We start from the raw sequence: 19,958 nt of genomic DNA, 5'->3' as shown, positions 1-19,958 counted from the left end.
GGCCTGGTCGGGCTCGGCCCTCACCGAGCGCCACCGGGGCCGGCTGGCCGCGGCCGGGGTCCACCCGCTCCCGCCGGAGGCGGGATTCGAAGCGCTGAGCCGGGTGCTCGGCCGACAGGAGGTTCAGGTGGCAGTGGTCTCGGGCACGGACGAGTTCCTCGGCCGGATCGGTGTCCCGGCCTCCGGCGCCGACGCACGGCGGCAGGCCGGGGCCGGGGCGGGGACCGGGGGCGCCTGGCGCGCCGCCGCGGCCGACGAGATGCTCGCCGTCCTCCGCGAGGTGGCCGGTGTCCGGCCCGGGGAAATGGCACCGGACGACCTGCTCAGCAGGTTCGGCTTCGACTCGATCACGTACACGCGGCTGAGCTCCCGGATGAACGCCCGCTGGGACCTCGACCTGACCCCGGCCGCGTTCTTCGGCGTGGCCACCGCCGACGACCTGATCGACAAGATCCTCCGCAACCACGGAGCTGCTCTGGAGGCACAGATGAGCGGGGAGGCGACGCCCGGTGCCCCGGCGTCCGGCCCGTCCCCGGCATCCCCCGAGCAACCGGAGGCCACGCCGGCCCGTGCCCCCGAACCCGCCCGTGCCCCCGAACCCGCCCGTGCCCCCGAACCCGCCCGCGGTCCGGAACCCGGCCGCGCCGCGGAACCGGCCGGCCCGCGACACCCGGCCGCCGGCGCCGCCACGGGCGCCTCCGTCCACGCCGCCGCACCAGCGCCCGGCACCGGCGAGACCGTCGCCGTTGCCGTCGTCGGGATGGCCGGCATGTTCCCCGGATCGGACGGCCTGGACGCCTTCTGGGAGCACCTGAAGGCGGGCGACGACCTCGTCGACGAGATCCCCGCCGACCGCTGGGACTGGCGCCGCCTGTTCGGGGAGCCCACGCCCGGCGAGTTCCGCACGACGGCGAAGTGGGGCGGTTTCATGCCCCGGGTCGACCTGTTCGACCCGCAGTTCTTCGGCATCTCCCCCCACGAGGCCGTCGCGATGGATCCGCAGCACCGGCTCGTGCTGGAGGCCTCGTGGAGCGCGCTGGAGGATGCCGGCATCCGGCCCTCCGCGCTCGCCGGCACCGACGCAGGCGTCTTCATCGGCAGCAGCACCTACGACTACTTCGAGCTCCAACACGCCCTCGGCGTACCGCTCGACGGCTACAGCACCGTCGGCAGAGCCCACGCGATCATGTCCAACCGGGTCTCGTACCTGCTGGACCTGCACGGCCCCAGCGAAACCATCGACACCGCCTGCTCGTCGTCGCTCGTCGCCGTCCACAGGGCGGCCCAGGCGATCCGCAGCGGCGACTGCGAGGTCGCACTGGCGGGCGGAGTGAACGTCATCGCCTCGCCGACGCTGTTCGTGGACATGAGCCAGGCCGACATGCTGAGCCCGGGCGGCCGCTGCCGTACGTTCGACGCACGCGCCGACGGAATCGTCCGCGGCGAGGGCGCGGGCGTCGTGGTGCTCAAGCGGCTCGACGCGGCGGTCGCCGACGGCAACGTCATCCACGCCGTCCTGCGGGGCAGCGCCGTCAACCACGGCGGCCGCACCAACTCGCTGACCGCCCCGAACCCGGACGCGCAGGCCGCCTGCATCGTTGCGGCGCACCGGCGCGCCGGTGTGGACCCGCGGACCGTCGGCTACGTCGAGACCCACGGCACCGGCACCGAGCTCGGCGACCCCGTCGAGGTCGAGGGCCTCACGTCGGCCTTCGCGCAGCTGTACGCCGACCACGGCGCAGCCCCCGGCGAGCCGCACGTGGTGCTGGGCGCGGTGAAGACCAACACCGGCCACCTGGAGGCGGCCGCCGGCGTCACGGGGCTGATCAAGGCACTGCTCGCGATGCGCCACAGGTGGATCCCCGGCAATCTCCACCTGGAGAAGCCCAACCCGCACCTGCGCCTGGAGGGCGGCCCGCTGCGCCTGCCGTCGGGGAACGAGCCCTGGAACCGGGTCCGCACGGCCGACGGGGCCGAGGTGCCGCTGAGGGCGGGGGTGAGCTCCTTCGGCCTCGGCGGGGTCAACGCGCACGTGGTGGTGGAGGAGTACCTGGAGACGCCGGTCCGGACGGCGGCGGGGGAGAGGCTGTTCGTCCTGTCGGCGAAGACGCCGGAGGCGCTGCGCGACTACGCCGCGCGTCTGGCCCGCTGGGCCGCGGACCACGAGGACGTGGACCCGGCCGCTCTGGCCCACACCCTGAGCACCGGCCGCGAAGCCTTCGGCGAGCGGCTGGCGGTCGTCGCGGACACGCCACGCGCGCTGGCAACCGCCCTGGAGGCGTGGCGGTCCGGCGAGGCCGTCCCGGGCGTCTTCGCGGGGAACGGCAAGGACGCCACCACCGCCCTGCTGCTGGACGGCCCCGAGGGCGGCCGATACCTGCGGGCCGTGCTGGAAGCGGGCCGGTTGGACAAGGTCGCCCGGCTGTGGGTGGCAGGCGCGCCGATCGACTGGGCCGAGCTGTGGCCGGGGACGGCACCCCGAAGGGTGCCCGCACCGACCTATCCCTTCGCCCGGGAGAGCTACTGGCTCACGCCCGGCCCCCGCTTCGACGCCGTCCAGGCGGCCGAGGCGGGACTGGTCGCCGCCACCGGGGCCGAGGCGGAGGCCGATGCCGCTCCCGCCCCGGCCGGGCCGCGCACACCCACCGCCGTGGAGACCGCCGTCCCCGATCGGGCGCCTACTGCCGCGGACGGGGCAGGAGCGCCGGCCGGAGACGGGGCGGAGGGCGCCGAGGCCGCCGTCCGTGCGCACGTCCGCGGGCTCCTCGCGGCCCATCTGGGCATGCGGCCCGAACGCCTGCCCCTGGACCAGGCGTTGTCGGACGTGGGAGTGGACTCGCTGGGCCTGAGGCGACTGAGCCGCAGACTCGGCGCGGACTACCAGGTGGAGGTGCCGACCCGGATGTTCGGCGTGGCCCAGACGGTACGGGCCGTGGCCCGGGCCGTGTTCGAGGCGTACGGACCCCTGCCCGTACCCCGGACGCAGACGCAGACGCAGACGCAGACGCAGACGCAGACGCAGGCGCCGGTCCAGGCGCAGGCGCAGGACCGGGTACACGACCAGGAGCCCGTGCCGGCTGCCGTCGCCCCGGTGGACCGGGTCGCCGCCGTGCTGGCCGGCCTGCGCGACGGAACCATCCGCGTGGACGACGCGCTGGCCGCACTGAAGGGAGGGGCGGGCCGATGAGTACCGACCTGCGAGAACTGCTGGCGGCGATCGCCTCCGGCAAGCTGTCCGACGAGGTGGCCGAGCTGCTGCTGCGGGGCATGGTCGACGCGACCGCTCCGGACGCCGCACCCGCCCCGGCCGCGCCGAAGGCGCCCACCGGGCCCTACCCGCTCAGCCGCGGGCAGGCCGCACTGTGGGCCCTGCACGCCGACGAGCCGCGGACCGTCTCCTACAACCTTCCGCTGGGCCTGTGGCTCGGTCCGGACGTACAGGAGGACCGGCTCGTCGAGGCGCTGGCCGCGACCGTGCGCAGGCATCCCGAACTGGGGATCTCCGTACGCCTGGACGCCTCGGGACCCGTCCAGGAGGTCGTCGGCCGCACCCCGGAGGTCGCCCGCCTGGACCTCCGCCACGTGACCGACGGGGAGTTCGCCGCCCGTGTGCGCAACCTGGTGCGCCGCCCGTTCGACCTGGAGCAGGACCCGCTGTACCGGATGTGGCTGGTCGCCGCCCCCGGCGGCGCCACACTGCTGCTCCTGGTCTTCCACCACCTGATCACCGACGGGGTCTCCAGCCACCTGCTGCTGCGCGACATCGTCGCCTGCTACGAGGCCCTCGACCGGGGCCGTGAGCTGCCGCCCGTCGAACCGGCAGCCTCCTACGCCGAATTCGTCCGGTGGCAGCGGGCCATGCTCGCCGCCCCGGAGACGCAGGAGCACCGGAGCTGGTGGCTCGACCGGCTGGCCGGGGCCTCCACGGCGCCCGTCCTGGACGCCCTCGCCGACCGCCGGAGCACCGGATCCGGCGCGCACCCCCGCGGCGAGATGGTGCAGCTGCGCCTGCCGCCCGCCACCTGGACGGCGGTCAAGGACACCGCCCGCGCGGGCGGCGTGACGCCCTTCAGCGTCGCGCTCGGCGCCTTCCTCGCCCTGCTGCACCGCCACACGGGCCACCGCGACCTCAGTGTGATGGTGCCGACCGACGGCCGGCCCGCCCAGCGCTTCGACCGTACCGTGGGCTACCTGATCAATCCCGTGGTCCTGCGCGTGGACTGCGGCCCCGACCAGAGCTTCGGCGAGCTCGCGGCCGCCGTCGGAGCCCGGATGGCGGAGGCCGAGGAGCACAGCGCGTACCCCTTCGCCTCCGTCGTCGACGATCTCCGCCGCGCGAGCGGTACCGCGGCCGGCTTCGACATCGGCTTCTACATGCAGCAGGGAGTCGGCGGCGACCAGGACATGGCGGTCGGGCAGACCGTCTTCCGCGATGCGCTCGACCTGACCCAGGAGGGTGAGAACGACCTGGTCGCCGAGGTGGTTGTGCGCGACACCGGCGTGCTCCTCTACCTCAAGTACGACCCGGCCCGCTTCGACCGCTCCACCGTCGAGCGACTGGCCGAGCACTACCGGCTGCTGCTGGACGCGGTCACGGCCGATCCCTCCGTACGCCTCGCAGAGCTCGCCCCCGCCACCCCCGCCGAGCGCCGCACCGTCGAGCGGTCCAACGCCACCCGCGCCGAACGGCCGCGCGACGTCACCGCCGCCGACCTGGTGCTCGCCCGCGCCCGGCGCGACCCCGGGCGCACCGCCGTGGTCGACGCGACGGGCCCGCTGACCTACGGGGAGCTCGCAGGGCAGGTGCACGCGCTCACCCGGATCCTCACCGAGCAGGGCGTGCGCCCGGGCGACATCGTGGGCGTCCTCGTCGCCCGGCGGGCCGCGCTGATCGCGGCCCTGCTCGCCGTCCAGTGCACGGGAGCCGCCTACGTCCCCCTCGACCCGGACTACCCCCCGGCCCGGCTCGCCCACATCACCGCCGACGCGGCGCCCGCCGCCGTGATCGTCGATCCGCCCCTGGCCGACCGGCTCCCCGCGGACGCACCGGGCGTCCGGGTCCCCTTGGCGGACCTCAGGGCCGAGGACCAGACCGTCGCCCCCGTCGCCCGCGGTGACGACGACCTCGCGTACGTCCTCTACACCTCCGGATCCACGGGCGAGCCCAAGGGCGTCGAGGTCTGCCACGGCAACCTCGTCAACCTGCTGGCCGCGGCCGCCGAGCGGCCCGGCTGCGGCGCGGACGACACCCTCCTGGCGGTGACCACCGCCGGGTTCGACATCTCGGGTCTGGAGCTGCTGCTCCCCCTGACCCGGGGCGCCACCGTCCACATCGCGCCCGAGGACGTCGTGCGCGACGGGTTCGCCCTGGCCGACCTCATCGGCGACGCCGGTGCTACGGTCATCCAGGCCACCCCCGCCACCTGGGAGATGCTGCTGCACGCCGGCTGGACCGGACACGTGCGCCGGCTCCTGTGCGGCGGCGAGCCCCTCACCGCCGAACTCGCGGACCGGCTGCTGGACCGGTGCGACGAGCTGTGGAACATGTACGGGCCGACCGAGACCACCATCTGGTCCTCGGCCCAGCGGATCCGGCGGGGCGGACCCGTCACCGTGGGCACCCCGCTCGCCAACACCGCCTTCCGCGTCGCCGGCCCCGACGGGGCCGACGTGCCTTTCGGCGCCGTCGGCGAACTGCTCATCGGCGGCGACGGTGTCGCCCGCGGCTACCGCGGCAAGCCCGAGCTGACCGCCGAACGCTTCGTGCACGATCCGGCGACCGGGGAAAGGCTGTACCGCACGGGCGACCTGGCCCGCTGGTCGGCGGACGGGAACATGGTGCTGCTCGGGCGCGCCGACCGCCAGGTCAAGCTCCGCGGCCACCGCGTCGAACTCGGCGAGATCGAGGCCGCCTTCCGGCGCGCCGGAGCGGACGGCATCCGCGACGTCCGGGTCGCCGTACGCGAGGACCTGCCGGGGCAGCCGCGCCTGGTGGCCTTCGTCCAGGCCGCCCCGGAGGCCGCCGAGGCCGCGGCCGGGCGGATCCGGGACGTGCTGCCCGAGTACATGGTCCCCTCCCGCACCGTCGCGCTGGCGCGTCTGCCCCTGACCCCCAACGCCAAGGTGGACTCCGGCCCGCTGACGCGCCTGCCCGTCGAGGAACTCGTACGCCGCTTCGGACACGAGGACCGCTCCGCCGCACCGAGGGCGGAGGCGGGCCCGGGGTCCCGGCCGGCCGGGACCGGGGACCTCGCCGAACGGCTGCGCGGGAGCGCGGCGGCCGTGGCCGGGCTGCCCGCCGAGGAGATTCCCCTCGACCGTCCGCTGGGCGAGGTGGGCTTCGACTCGATCGGCTTCACACGTCTCGCGGTGGCGCTGCGCGAGCGCTTCGGCGTCACGGTGCGACCGACCGTCTTCTACGCCCACCCGGACCTCGCCTCGCTGGCCGCACACCTCGGGGCGGCCCACCCCGGGGCGTTCGCCGCGACGGACCTCCGGCCCGCCGCGCGGACTCCGTCCGAGCCGGTGGCCGCGGCGCCGCGCGGCTACGAGCCGGTGGCCGTCGTGGGCATCGGCGGGCGCCTGCCCTCCGCCGCCGACCTGGAGGCGTTCTGGCAGCACCTCGCCGCCGGACGCGACCTGACCCGGCCGTACCCCATGGAACGCGGCTTCTCCGCGCGGGTGTTCCCGCAGGGCCTGCGCGGCTCCTTCGTCGAGGACGTCGACGCCTTCGACGCAGCCCTCTTCCGCATCTCCCCCAGGGAGGCGGCGCAGATGGACCCGCAGCAGCGCCTGCTGCTGCACGCCGCTCACGAGGCCGTGCTCGACTCCGGGCAGGTCCCCGGCGCGCTCGCGGGCAGCCGCACCGGCGTGTTCGTCGGACTGAGCGGCACGGACTACCTCAGCCTGCTGGGACCGGGATCGCCTGAGATGGGCGACCACTTCCTGATCGGCAACGTCCCCTCCATCGCGGCCAACCGCATCTCCTACGTGTTCGATCTGCACGGCCCCAGCGCCGTCTTCGACACGGCCTGCTCCAGCTCGCTCGTCGCCGTGCACCGCGCGGCCCGCGCGCTCCAGCAGGGGGACTGCGACATGGCCCTGGCCGGCGGCGCCAACCTCCTGCTGTCCCCGCACGGGTTCACCGGCCTGCGGCGGGCCGGGATGCTCAGCCCCGACGGCCGCTGCAAGACCTTCGACGAACGCGCCGACGGCTACGGCAGGGGCGAGGGCGTGGTGCTCCTGGCCCTCAAACTGCTCGACCGGGCCCTGGCCGACGGCGATCCGGTGCACGGCGTCCTGATCGGCTCGGCGGAGAACCACGGCGGGCACACCCACTCGCTCACCGTCCCCAACCCGCAGGCGCAGCGCGACGTCGTGCTCGCCGCACACCGGTCGGCCCGGGTCGCACCCGACACGATCGGCTACATCGAGGCGCACGGCACGGGGACCCCGATCGGCGACCCCATCGAGATCGACGCCCTCAAGGAGGCGTTCGGCCGCCTGTACGCCGAGTGGGGGATCCCGGTGGTTCCGGGACGCACCGGCGTCGGTTCGGTCAAGACGAACATCGGACACCTGGAGGCCGCGGCGGGCGTCGCCGGCGTCGTGAAGGTCCTGCTGGCGATGCGTCACCGCACGCTCCCCGGCCTGGTGGACCTGCGGACGCCGAACCCGATGCTCGACCTCGACGGCAGTCCTTTCCGGATTCAGGCCGCAGCACAGACATGGGAAACACGCGAGGGGACGCCGGTCCGGGCCGGTGTCAGCTCGTTCGGCATGGGAGGCAGCAACGTGCACGTGGTAGTCGAAGAGGCGGGACAGCGTTGATGAGCGGCACCACCGAGGACAGGACCGTCCGGCTGGTCCTCCTGTCCGCCGACGGCCCCGAAGAACTCGACCGCTACCGGGCCGAGCTGTGCACCTGGCTGGACGAGCACCCGTCGGCCTCCCTGGACGCCGTCGCGCACACCCTGCGCGTCGGCCGGGAACCGCTGCGCGAGCGCGCCGCCCTGCTCGTCGGGAGCGTCGCCGAACTGGCCGCGCGCCTGCGCGACGGCGAAGGCGTCGTGACCGGCACCGCGGCCGCCGAAGCCCCCGCCGCCTCCGGCGGCGGCGCAGGGCCCGCGGCCACCGACGACCCGGCCGAGGCAGCCCGCCTGTGGGTCACCGGCCGGGACGTGGTCCTGCCCGAGCCCTCCGGCGACCGCCCGGCCCGGCTGTCCCTGCCACAGCCTCCCCGGCAGACCCGCCGCTACTGGATCAAACCGCCCGCCGCCCTGGCAGACGCGCCCGGTGAACGGCTGCTGACCGGCGAGGAGTTCTACCTGCGCGACCACGCGCTGGGCAGGACCCGGGTCCTGCCCGCCGTGGCCGCCCTGGAATTCGCTCTGGCCGCGGCCGAAGAGGCCGGCCACGGCCGCGCCACCGGCATCGCCAACGTGCTGTGGGCACGCCCCGTGCTCGTCGAGGACGAGCCCGTCCGCGTGCGCCTGCACCTCGCGGCCACCGCCGACGGGGTCTCCTACGAGGTCCGCCTCGCCGACGGCAGCGCCGAGGGCGCGCTCTGCTCCACCGGCACCCTCCGCTTCGGCGCCGCCCCCGAGGCACCGCGCCTCGACCTGGACGGGATCCGCGCCAGGCTGCCCCGTACGGCCACCGCCGAGGAGTGCTACGCGGTGTTCGCCGCCCTCGGCGGCGGCTACGGGCCCAGCCTCCAGGGGCTGCGCTCGGTGCGGTCCGCGCCGGGCGAGGTCCTCGCGCACGCCGCCGTGCCCGCGGCGGCGGACCTCCCCTTCTCCGGTTTCGCGCTCCACCCCTCCCTGCTGGACGCGATGCTCCAGGCCTGTCTGTGGACCGACGAGGACCCCACGGCCCCGCGCTCGCGGGAACTGCCCTTCTCCCTCGATGCTGTCGAGATCTTCGGACCGCTGCCCGAGCAGGGCCACGTCCACGCCGTGCGGACCGCGACGGGCCACGACATTGCGCTCGCCGACGACGAGGGCCGCGTCCGCGTGCGGCTGCGCGCCGTCGTCACCCGGCCCGTCGACGGCGCCGCCCGCCTGGACGGCGGCATCGGCGCCCATCTGCTGGTCCAGCGCTGGCAGGACGCCCCGGCTCCGGCCGCCGGCCGTCCCGTACGCACCCTCGTGCTCGGCGAGGAGGGCTTCGCCGGAGCCGAGCGCACCACCGGGGACTCCGTCTTCCCCCGTGACGAGGAAATCCTCCTCGTCCACACCGCGGGCGGCGACCCGCTGCCCGCCCTCACCGGCCTGTACCGGTCCTGGGCGGCCCAGCCGACCCGCCGCCCGGTCCGCGTCCTGCACGTGTTCCGCACGTCCGGCGGGATCGAGGACGCCCGGGCCGAGGCACTGGACGGATTCGCCCGGGCCCTCGCCCACGAGGAGCCGCAGTTCCTCGTCGCCGCGGTCGACGCGGGCACGGCCGGCCTCTCCGCCGCCGTCGAGTCCGAGGCGCGCGCCGCCCACGCCTTCCGCGTCCGCTACACGGCCGCAGGCCGGCAGGTGCCGCGCTGGGAGCCCGTCGCCCCCGCCCCGGCACCGCTCGAACCGCGCGGCACCGTGCTGGTCACCGGCGGCGCGGGCGCCATCGGCCGCCGGCTGGTCGCCCATCTGGGAGGCGGTGCCCGCTACGTCCTGACGGGCCGTTCGGCGCATGCCGACCTCACCCCGCTGCGCTCCGCCGGCCTCGACGTCCACTACCTGCCCGCCGACCTGGGCGTCCCCGGCGCCGCAGCGGACCTCGTCGAGCGGATCCACGGCTCCTTCGGGCCGCTCCACGGCGTCCTGCACCTCGCCGGAACCACCCGGGACGCACTGCTGATCGGCAAGACCGACCGGCAGACCGCGGACGTGCTCGGCCCCAAGGTCCGCGGCACCGTCGAGCTGGACCGGGCCACCGCCGGCGACCCCCTGGACTTCTTCATCGCGTTCTCCTCCATGTCGGGGGCCGCGGGAAGCCCCGGCCAGACCGACTACGCCTACGCGAACCGCTTCCTGGACGCGTTCACGGCCTGGCGCCGGGGCAGCGACCGCCCCGGCCGCAGCCTCTCCGTGCTGTGGTCGCTGTGGGCCGACGGGGGCATCCGCGTCGACGCCGACGAGGCCGCGGCAGCCCGGATGGCCCGCCAGGTCGGGCTGGTGGCCATGCCCACCGACGCAGCACTGGACGCCTTCGACCGGGCCCTGGGCCACGACGGCGACCATGTCCTGGTGGCGCACGGCAACCTGGCCCGCCTGCGGGGGGTGCTGGACGCTCCGGCACCGTCGGCCGCGTCCGCCCCCGCCCGGGCGGCCGTTCCCTCCGCCCCGCCGGCCCCCTCCGCCGAGCCTGCAGCGCCGTCCCCCGACGCGGCCGAGGAGTTCCTGCGCGGGGTGCTCGCCGAGGTCTTCGAGATCCCGGCCGAGGACATCGAGGCGGACACGCCGTTCGAACGGTTCGGCATCGACTCGCTGCTGATCATGGACGCGACCCGGCGCCTGGAGGACCACTTCGGATCCCTGCCGAAGACCCTGTTCTTCGAGTACCAGGACCTGCGCTCCCTCGCCGGCTGGTTCACCGAGCACCACGGCCCCCGGTTCACGGAGTCGGCGCCCGCGCCCCAGCAGGCACCCCACCACGAGGCGGTGACCGGATCCGACCCGGTGGCCGGAGCCGACCCGGCACCGGCGGCCCGGCCCGTGGGGCCGGTGTCCGCCGCCCCTGCCGTTCGCCCGGCCCCCGCCCCCTCGGGCCCGATGCCGATCGCCATCGTCGGGGTCGCCGCACGTTTCGCCGCATCGGACACCCTCGACCAGTTCTGGGACCACCTCCGGGCCGGCCGGGACCTGATCACCGAGATCCCGGAGGACCGCTGGGACTGGCGGGCATACGACCAGGCCACGCCCGCCGACCGGGCGGCCCGCTACAGCCGCTGGGGCAGCTTCCTGCGCGGCATCGACCTGTTCGACCCGCTCTTCTTCGGCATCTCGCCCCGCGAGGCGGAGATCATCGACCCCCAGGAACGGCTCTTCCTGCAGACCGCCTGGCACGCCATGGAGAACGCCGGACGCACCCGCGCGGACCTGCGCTCCCACCGCGTGGGCGTGTACGTCGGCGCTATGTACGGCCTGTACCAGCTGCACGAAGCCGAGGACGGCCGCATCGGCGCCTCCTCGCACGCCTCCATCGCCAACCGCGTCTCCTACACCCTCGGCCTCACCGGCCCCAGCCTGGGCGTGGACACCATGTGCTCCTCCTCGCTGACGGCCCTCCACCTGGCCGTGCGCGACCTGCGCGCCGGGGACACCGACATGGCCGTCGCGGGCGGGGTCAACCTGCACGTCCACCCGTACAAGTACCGCTTCCTCGGCCAGGGCAGCTTCACCTCCAGCGACGGCCGCTGCCGCAGCTTCGGCGCGGACGGCGACGGCTACGTGCCCGGCGAGGGCGTCGGCGCGGTGCTGCTCCGGCCGCTCGCGGACGCCGTCCGGGACGGCGACCACATCCACGGCGTCATCCTCGCCACCAGCGTCAACCACGGCGGCCGCACCAACGGCTTCACGGTGCCCAACCCCGTCGCGCAGGGCGACCTCGTCGCACAGGCGCTCGGGGAGGCGGGCGTGGATCCGGCCACCCTCGGCTACCTGGAGGCACACGGCACCGGAACCGCCCTCGGCGACCCCGTCGAGATCCGCGGGCTGGCCCGCGCGCTGGCCGACGCCGGACTGCCCCCGGGCAGCCTTCCGATCGGCTCGGTCAAGTCCAACGTCGGCCACCTCGAGTCGGCCTCCGGCATGGCCGGGCTGTGCAAAATCCTCCTCCAGATGCGGCACGGCCGACTCGTGCCCTCGCTGCACGCGGACCCGCTCAACCCGAACATCGACTTCGGCTCGACCCCGCTGCGCGTGCAGCGCGACCTCGCCCCCTGGCCCCGGCCCGACGGCGCACCCCGGCGCGCGGGCATCAGCTCCTTCGGCGCGGGCGGGGCCAACGCGCACGTCGTCGTGGAGGAGTACGCCGCCCCGCCGGCCCCCGGGCAGGAGTCCGGCCCGTACCTGTTCCCCCTCTCCGCCAAGGCACCCGAACGACTCCCCGTCCTCGCCGCCGAACTGGCCGACGCCTTGGAGCGCGGCCTTGCGGACGGATCTTCGCCGCGTCTCGCGGATGTGGCGTTCACCCTCCAGCAGGGGCGCGAGGAGTGGGCCGACCGCATGGTCGTCCTGGCCTCGACCGCCGCCGAGCTGGTGGCCCGCCTGCGCGGGGAGGACCCGTCAGGAGTGTGGACCGGCAGCGCCCGCGGCCGCGCCGCCCGCGCCGCCGCCCCCACCGGCACCGACCCGGCGTCGATCGGCGCCGCCTGGGCCGCCGGAGCCCGCGTCGCGTGGCCGGAGAGCAGCGGCCGCCGGGTGCCGCTGCCGGGCTACCCCTTCGAGGAGCTCCGCTGCTGGCTCACCGACGCCATCTGGACGCCGCCCGCGCCGGCCGCCGGGCGCACCGCGGCGGATACGGTGCACCCCCTGCTCGACACGGTCGACCCGGCCGGGAGCCTGGACGGCCTCACGTACCGGACCGCGTTCGCGCCCGAGCACCCGTATATCGGAGGCCACCGGCTCGGCGAGACCCGCCTGCTGCCCGCGGCCGCCGTCCTGGAGATGGCACGCGCCGCCGCCGAGGAGGCCGGCGCGGGGCAGCGGCTGCGGCTGTCCAACGTCCGCTGGCTGCGGCCGTTCGTCGTGGCCGGAGCCGAGCGCACGGCACGGACACGGCTGCGCCGCGGCGACACCGGTACCCGCTTCGACCTGCGCGACGACGCCGGCGAACTCCTCGCGGAGGGACAGGTGGGGCCCCTGTCCGAGCCCGCCGGGGCGAGCCTGGACATCGACGCCGTACGGGCCCGCCTCGGCAGCCGCCACGACGGCGGGTCCCTCTACGACGACCTCGCCGCGGCGGGGCTGTTCTACGGCCCCGCCCTGCGGGCCGTCGAATGGATCGCGGCGGGCGACGGCGAGGCGCTCGTACGCCTGCGGATCCCGGCCGAAGCCGCCCGCTTCGCCGGCTCCGCCCTCCACCCCTCGGCGGTCGACGGCGCCCTGCACGCATTCGCCGTCCTCCGGGACCGGGACAGCGGCCCCGCGATGGTGCCGTACGCCCTCACCGCGGCCGAGATCCACGCCCCGGTGACGGACCTCGGGTACGCCCACGTCCGCACCGTCGGCACCGACCGCTACGACCTCGTCCTGACCGACTCCGAGGGGAACGTCCACGTGCGACTGCACGACCTGTCGCTGCGCCCCGCGCCCGGTGTCGCCCCGGCCCGGCGGGCCGCCACCGGGACGGCCGTCTCCGCCGAGGCGGCCGCCGCCGCGGACGACCTGATGTTCGTACCGCGCTGGACCGAGCTGCCCGGCCGGTCCCCGCAGCCGCTCCCCGACGCAGCCACCACCTGGCTGGTGCACGGACCGGAGTCGGCGCCGCTCGCGGCGGCCCTGCGCACCCGTCTCGGCGGCACCGTCGCCGCATTCGGCCCGGAGGGCGCCGCCACTGCCACCGGACGCCCCGACCACGTCATCCTGCTCGCCCCCCGTACCACGGGCGGGACAGCCGACACCGCGGCGCTCGAAGCAGCCCAGGAACGCGGTGTCCTCGCCCTGTTCCGGCTTGCCAAGGTCCTCCAGCGGACCCGCTCGGCCGTCCGCCTCACCGTCGTCACCGAGGACGCCCTGAGCACGGCGGACGAGCCCGTGGCCAACCCGTACGCCGCCGGCCTGCACGGACTGGCCCTGTCGCTGGCCCAGGAGCACCCCCGCTGGCAGGTGACCGTCGTCGACCGCTCCTCCGCCGACGCGCCCTCCGCCGACGTGCTCGACGCCCCCGCAGGCGGCCCCTACGCCCTGCGCCGCGGTGTGCTGCACCACCGGCTGCTCGTCCCGGTCGCCGCCACGCCGCCGCAGGAGCGGATCCGGCGGGACGGCACCTACCTCGTCCTCGGCGGGGCCGGCGGCATCGGCCTGGAACTCACCGCCTGGCTCGTGCGGAGCTACCGGGCGAAGGTCGTCCTCCTCGGCCGCGGCGAACTCGACGCCGAGCGCCGCGCCCGCCTGCGCAGCATCGACCCCGACGGCGCCCTCGTCTCCTACCGCAGGGCCGACGCGACCGACCCCGCCGCGCTGCGGGACGCCGTCGAGTGGGCCCGGAGCACCCACGGAGCCCTGCACGGCGTCTTCCACGCCACGATCGTCCTGCGCGACCAGACAGTCGCCACGATGACCGAGGACACCTTCCGCTCCGTCCTCGCCGCCAAGGCGCACACCTCGGTCGCCCTGCACGCCGCCCTGCGCGACGCGGCAGGCCTGGACTTCGTCCTGTTCTTCTCCTCGGCCGTCGCCCTCTCCGGCAGCGCCGGGCAGAGCAACTACGCGGCCGGATCCACCTTCGAGGACTCCTTCGCCCACCACCTCGACTGGATGCTCCCCGCCCGCGTGGCCGTCATCAACTGGGGCTACTGGGGGACCGTCGGCATCGTCGCCGACGAGCGCTACCGCGAGCGGCTCGCCGCCACGGGAATCCACTCGATCACCCCCGAGGAGGGAATGGCCGCCGTGCACGCCGTGCTCGGACGCGACGACCGCCAGGTCGTCGCGGTCAAGGCCGATGCGGCCGCACTCGCCGCGGTCGGCGCCCGGCCGCGCGGAACGGCCGTCCGGCCGTCCGGCCCGCAGACCACGCTGTCCGGCACCGGAACGCCGCCCGACCCGGCGACGCCGCCCGACGACACGGCCCTGGTACCGGCGCTGGCCGAGCTGCCGCCGGTCGCCCCGCTCCTCACCGAGGCCGCCGACGCCCGCCTGACCGAGATCATGTGCACGTGGCTGTGGATGCTCTTCCGCCGAGAAGGGGTCTTCCCCGACGGCGCCGAGGCCTGGCAGCCCGACGCCCTCGCCGAACGGCTGGCCGTCGTCCCCGCGCGGCGCCGGCTCTTCACCGAGCTCCTGCGCCAGCTGACCGGGGCCGGCTTCCTCGACGACCGGGCAGGAGCACTCGTCCCCGCCGGGCGCGAGCCTGCCGGGGACCCCGAGGCGGACCTGGTCGAGCTGTGCCGGCGCGAGCCCGCGCTGGGCCGCTTCGACCGGTTGCTGCGCCCCTGCATGCAGAACCTCTTCGGGGTGCTGCGCGGCACCGTCCGCGCCACCGACGTGATGTTCCCGGGCGGCTCCAGCGCCCTCGTCGAGGGCGCCTACCGGGGCAGCCCCGTCGTCGACCGCGCCAACGAACTCGTCGTCGGCGCCGTCCAGGACCTGCTGTCCCGCCACGAGGGCCCGCTCACCGTCATCGAGGTCGGTGCCGGCACCGGCGGCACCACCGCGAGTGTTCTGCCCGCCCTCGCCGCGTCCGGCACGGAGGTGGCGTACGTCTACACGGACATCTCCCAGGCCTTCCTGCGGCACGGGAAGCAGCGGTTCGCCGAGGAGCACCCGTACGTCCGCTTCCAGCGGCTCGACATCTCCGAGGACCCCGAGCCCCAGGGCTTCACCCCGGGCAGCGCCGACCTCGTCGTCGCGGCCAACGTGCTGCACGCGACCGCCGACCTGCTCGCCACCCTGCGCGCCGTGGCCCGGCTGCTCAAGCCGGGCGGCCGACTGGTCCTCAACGAGGCCAGCAGCAACGTCCTCACCGCCACCCTCACGTTCGGCCTGCTCGACGGCTGGTGGCTGCACGAGGACGCCGCACTGCGGCTGCCCGGCTCACCGCTGCTGTCGGCACCCGGATGGCGCAGGGCCCTCGCCCTGGCCGGTTTCGCCCGCAGCCGGGCCGTGCCGGCCGACGAGGGGCTGAGCCAGCACGTGGTGGTCGCGGAGACGGCACCGGGCCGCACCCCGCCCGGCGTCGCGGCGCCCGCCGCGACGGCGCGCTCAGCGGCGCCCCCGCTCCCCTCGGCGGAGCCGTCCGGCACGGAGGGCGGCGGGCTGCTGGACGCCGCGCAGGAGTACGTCAAGGACGCTTTCGCGCAGATCCTCCAGGTGCCGCGGGAGCGGCTCTGGCTCGATGAGACGTACGAGAACTTCGGCGTCGACTCGCTGACGGTGCCCCTCATCGTGGACGTCCTCGCCGAGGGCATGGGAGAGCTGCCCGTGTCCCTGCTGTTCGAGTACCCGACCATCCGCGAGGTCGCCGAGTACCTCGTCGAGCGGCACTCCGACCGGGTGCGCGCGCTCCTCCCCGAGCCCGCCGCCGAGTCCACCGGGGAACCCGCCGCCGAGCCCGCACCTGCACCGGCCGCCGCCCCGGCCGCATCCCGGCCCGCCGCCGGGGTGCGCCCGGCCGCCCCTCCGGCGCAGCCCGCGCCGGCCGCCGACCGGCGCATCGCGATCGTCGGCGTCTCCGGCCGCTACCCCCTGGCCGAGGACCTCGACACCTTCTGGGAGAACCTGCGGACCGGCCGGGACTGCGTGCGCCAGGTGCCCGCCGACCGCTGGGACCGTCAGGCCGCGGACACAGCGGACGGCCGTCCCGTGAGCCGCTGGGGCGGCTTCCTGGACGGGATCGACGAGTTCGACCCGCGCTTCTTCCAGATGTCCCTGCGGGAGGCCGAGCTGACCGACCCCCAGGAGCGCCTGTTCCTCCAGGCCTCCTGGCACGCCGTGGAGGACGCCGGATACACCCGGACCCGCCTGCGGGGCAGCCGCGTCGGCGTGTACGTGGGCGTGATGTACGGGCACTACCAGCTGTTCGAGGACGAACGGGGCCTCGCCGGCGGCATGGGCTACGCGTCCATCGCCAACCGCGTCTCCTACTTCCTCGACTTCCAGGGGCCGAGCCTGGCCGTCGACACGATGTGCTCCTCCTCGCTCACCGCCATCCACCTCGCCTGCGAGGCCCTGGCCGCAGGACAGGCGGACTACGCGCTCGCCGGCGGCGTCAACCTCGCCCCCCACCCGCGCAAGTACCGCCAGCTCGCGGCCGGCGGGTTCACCGGCGAGAGCGGGCGGTGCCGCAGCTTCGCGGCGGACGGCGACGGCATGGTGCCCGGCGAGGGCGTCGGCGCCGTCCTGCTCAAGCCGCTGGCGGCGGCCGAGCGCGACGGGGACCGCATCCTCGGCGTGATCCTCGGCAGCTCCGTCAACCACGGCGGCAAGACCGGCGGGTTCGCCGTGCCCAGCCCCGGCGCCCAGGGCGAGGTCATCACCCAGGCGCTGCGCACGGCCGGAGTGCCGGCCGACGGGATCTCGTACGTCGAGGCGCACGGCACCGGGACCCGGCTGGGCGACCCGGCCGAGATCGCCGGCCTCGTACGGGCCTTCGGCGGCCTGCCGGCCGGTTCGGTCGCGCTCGGCTCGGTGAAGTCCAACCTCGGCCACCTGGAGTCGGCCGCGGGCATCGCGGCGCTCACGAAGGTCCTGCTCCAGATGAAGGCCCGTGAACTGGCGCCCTCCCTGCACGCGGACGCACTCAACCCGGCTGTCGACTGGGACGGGGTGCCCTTCCGGGTGCAGCGCGAACTCGCTCCCTGGAAGAGCCCCGAACCCCTGCGCGCGGGCGTCAGCGCATTCGGCGCGGGCGGCTCCAACGCCCACCTCGTGGTCGAGGAGTACCGGACGCCGGAGCCGCGGCCCGACACCCCCGCGGGCCCGGACGTCTTCCCGTTCTCCGCCCGGGACGCGGAGGGCCTGCGCCGCGTCGTCGCGGGCATGCGGGCATGGCTCGGCTCGCAGGGCACCGGCGCCGACCCCCGCGACATCGCCGCCGCTGCCGACGTCCCCGTCACGGCGGTCGACGAACCGCTCGACGAACTGGGCCTGGAGCCGGCCACGATGGTGCGGCTGATCGGCCTCGGCGACGCGGTCGCGGCGGGCTCCGTGCACGGCGGCACCACCCTGCGCGACCTCGCGGGACGCGTCGCGGGCGGCGGCGGCGTCGACCTGCTCCGGTTCGCCCGCACCCTGCAGACCGGCCGGGAGGCCATGGCCCACCGGTTCGCCGTCGTCGCACGGTCCGCGGAGGAACTCACCGAGGCCCTCGACGCGTTCCTCGCCGGACGGCCGGCGGGTCACACCGGCGTCGTGACCGCCGAGCCGGGGGCCCCGTCCGCGCCTTCCGCCGCGGACCCGCACGACACGGCCCGCCGCTGGGCCGCCGGAGAGGCCATCGACTGGGAGGCCGGCCGCGTCGGCACGGTACCCGTGCTGTCCCTGCCCGGATACCCCTTCGCGCGCACCCGCTGCTGGATCGATGCCGTCACCTCGGCCGCCCCCGCCGCCCCCGCCGCCCCGGGGGCAGCGGACGCCGCCACCCGGGGCGCTCGCCTCCGGGACGCCGTCCTGGCCCTGCTGGGCACGGTCACCGGATACGCTCCCGCCGACCTCGACCCGGCGGAGTCCTTCCACGACCACGGCCTGGACTCCCTCGGGCTCCTCCGGCTCGCCGACGAGGCCTCCACCGCCTTCGGTGTGCCCGTCGGCCCCGACCAACTGCTCGCCACCCCGACCCCCGCCGCGCTCGCCGCCTGGCTGGAGGAGCAGCACCCGGACGCCGTCGCGCCCCTGCGGGCCGGACCCGCCGCGCAGGACGTGCCGGGCCGGGACGATCCCGTCGTCATCGTCGGCATGGCCGGCACCCTGCCAGGCGCACGGAACCTCGACGAGTTCTGGGCGGCCCTCCAGAAGGGCGGCGACCTCTTCAGCGACGTCCCCGCCGACCGCTGGGACGCCGTCGCCCACTACGGGGACCCCGCCCTGCACCCCGACCGGACCCGGATAACCCGGGGAGGCTTCATACCGGACATCGACCGCTTCGACCCGCTGTTCTTCGGCATCTCGCCCCGAGAGGCCCGCTGGATGGACCCCCGGCAGCGGCTGCTGCTGCGTACGGTGTGGTCGGCGCTGGAGGACGCCGGCATCGACCCGGCCCGCCTGGCCGGCAGCAACACCGGCCTGTTCGTCGGCGCCGGCTCGTCCGAGTACGCCGAACTCGTGCAGCGCTCGGGCGCGGCCGCCGACGCCTACTCCTCGACCGGCCTCACCCCCTCCATGCTGGCCAACCGCATCTCGTACCACCTCGACCTGCGCGGCCCCAGCGAACCCGTGGACACCGCCTGCTCCAGCTCGCTCGTGGCCCTCCACCGAGCAGCGGAGGCCCTGCGGCTCGGCCACTGCGACACGGTCATCGCAGGGGGCGTCAGCCTCATGCTGTCCCCGGTCACCTTCGCCTCCCTCGAACGGGCCGGCATGCTCAGCCCCGACGGCGTGGGCCGGGCCTTCGACAAGGACGCCAAGGGATACGTGCGCGGCGAGGGCGTCGGAGCCGTGGTGCTCAAGCGCCTCAGCCGCGCCCTCGCCGACGGCAACCCCGTGCTCGCCGTCCTGCGCGGCACCGCCGTCAACCACGGCGGCCGCTCCAACTCGCTGACCGCGCCCAACCCGCGCGCCCAGGCCGAGGTGATCGTGAAGGCCCACCGCGAGGCGGGCGTGGACCCGGCGACCATCGGGTATATCGAGACGCACGGCACCGGCACCGTCATCGGCGACCCCGCCGAGACCAACGGCCTGCGCCAGGCCTTCGCCGAGCTCTACCGGGACTGGGGCCATCCCGCCCCGGCCGCCCCGCACTGCGCCCTGGGTGCCCTGAAGAACACCATCGGCCACCTGGAGCCGGCGGCGGGAATCGCCGCCGTGCTGCGCGTCCTGCTGTCGCTGCGGCACGGACGGATCACCGGGGACCCGCACGGCCCGGAACGCAACCCGCACCTGGCTCTGGAGGGCACGGCCTGCGAGATCGCGGTCGAGGCACGCGACTGGAAGCCCGCGGCCCCCGGTGTCCCGCGCCGCGCCGGGGTCAGCTCCTTCGGCTACGGCGGGGTCAACGCCCATGTCGTGCTGGAGGAGTACCCGGCCGACGAGCCGGCGCCCTCCGGCCGCCCGGCGGTGTTCGTCCTCTCCGCCCGCGACCCGGAGCGGCTGCGG

The 19,958-nt window shown here is 75.6% G+C and carries 3 protein-coding genes (2 of these 3 running past the window's edge); all 3 read left to right on the top strand.

Going from position 1 to position 19,958, the window contains the following annotated elements; all coding sequences use genetic code 11:
- Tightly spaced (each overlapping or abutting the next), the 3 genes in view from C0216_RS31390 to C0216_RS31380 form a layout consistent with a single transcriptional unit that may run on beyond the window.
- Positions 1-3,187, top strand: the 3' portion of a protein-coding gene (locus tag C0216_RS31390; protein WP_114059170.1) for an SDR family NAD(P)-dependent oxidoreductase. 10,247 nt of this gene lie to the left of the window's left edge; only the last 3,187 of its 13,434 coding nucleotides appear in the window; its start codon lies off the left edge, out of view; its stop codon occupies positions 3,185-3,187.
- Complete coding sequence (locus tag C0216_RS31385) at positions 3,184-7,830, top strand: non-ribosomal peptide synthetase (protein WP_114059169.1); 4,647 nt, start codon at positions 3,184-3,186, stop codon at positions 7,828-7,830. The genes C0216_RS31390 and C0216_RS31385 overlap by 4 nt, the downstream gene beginning before the upstream one ends.
- A protein-coding gene (locus tag C0216_RS31380) for an SDR family NAD(P)-dependent oxidoreductase (protein ID WP_114059168.1) crosses the window boundary here: on the top strand, positions 7,830-19,958 show its 5' portion. Its footprint extends 7,305 nt past the window's final position; 12,129 of the gene's 19,434 nt are visible here — the first part of the coding sequence; it begins with the start codon at positions 7,830-7,832; its stop codon lies off the right edge, out of view. The genes C0216_RS31385 and C0216_RS31380 overlap by 1 nt, the downstream gene beginning before the upstream one ends.

Origin of the sequence: Streptomyces globosus (genome assembly GCF_003325375.1) — a bacterium.
In the GTDB taxonomy this organism is placed as follows: Bacteria; Actinomycetota; Actinomycetes; order Streptomycetales; family Streptomycetaceae; genus Streptomyces; species Streptomyces globosus_A.
This window is presented reverse-complemented; position numbering and strand designations above follow the sequence as displayed.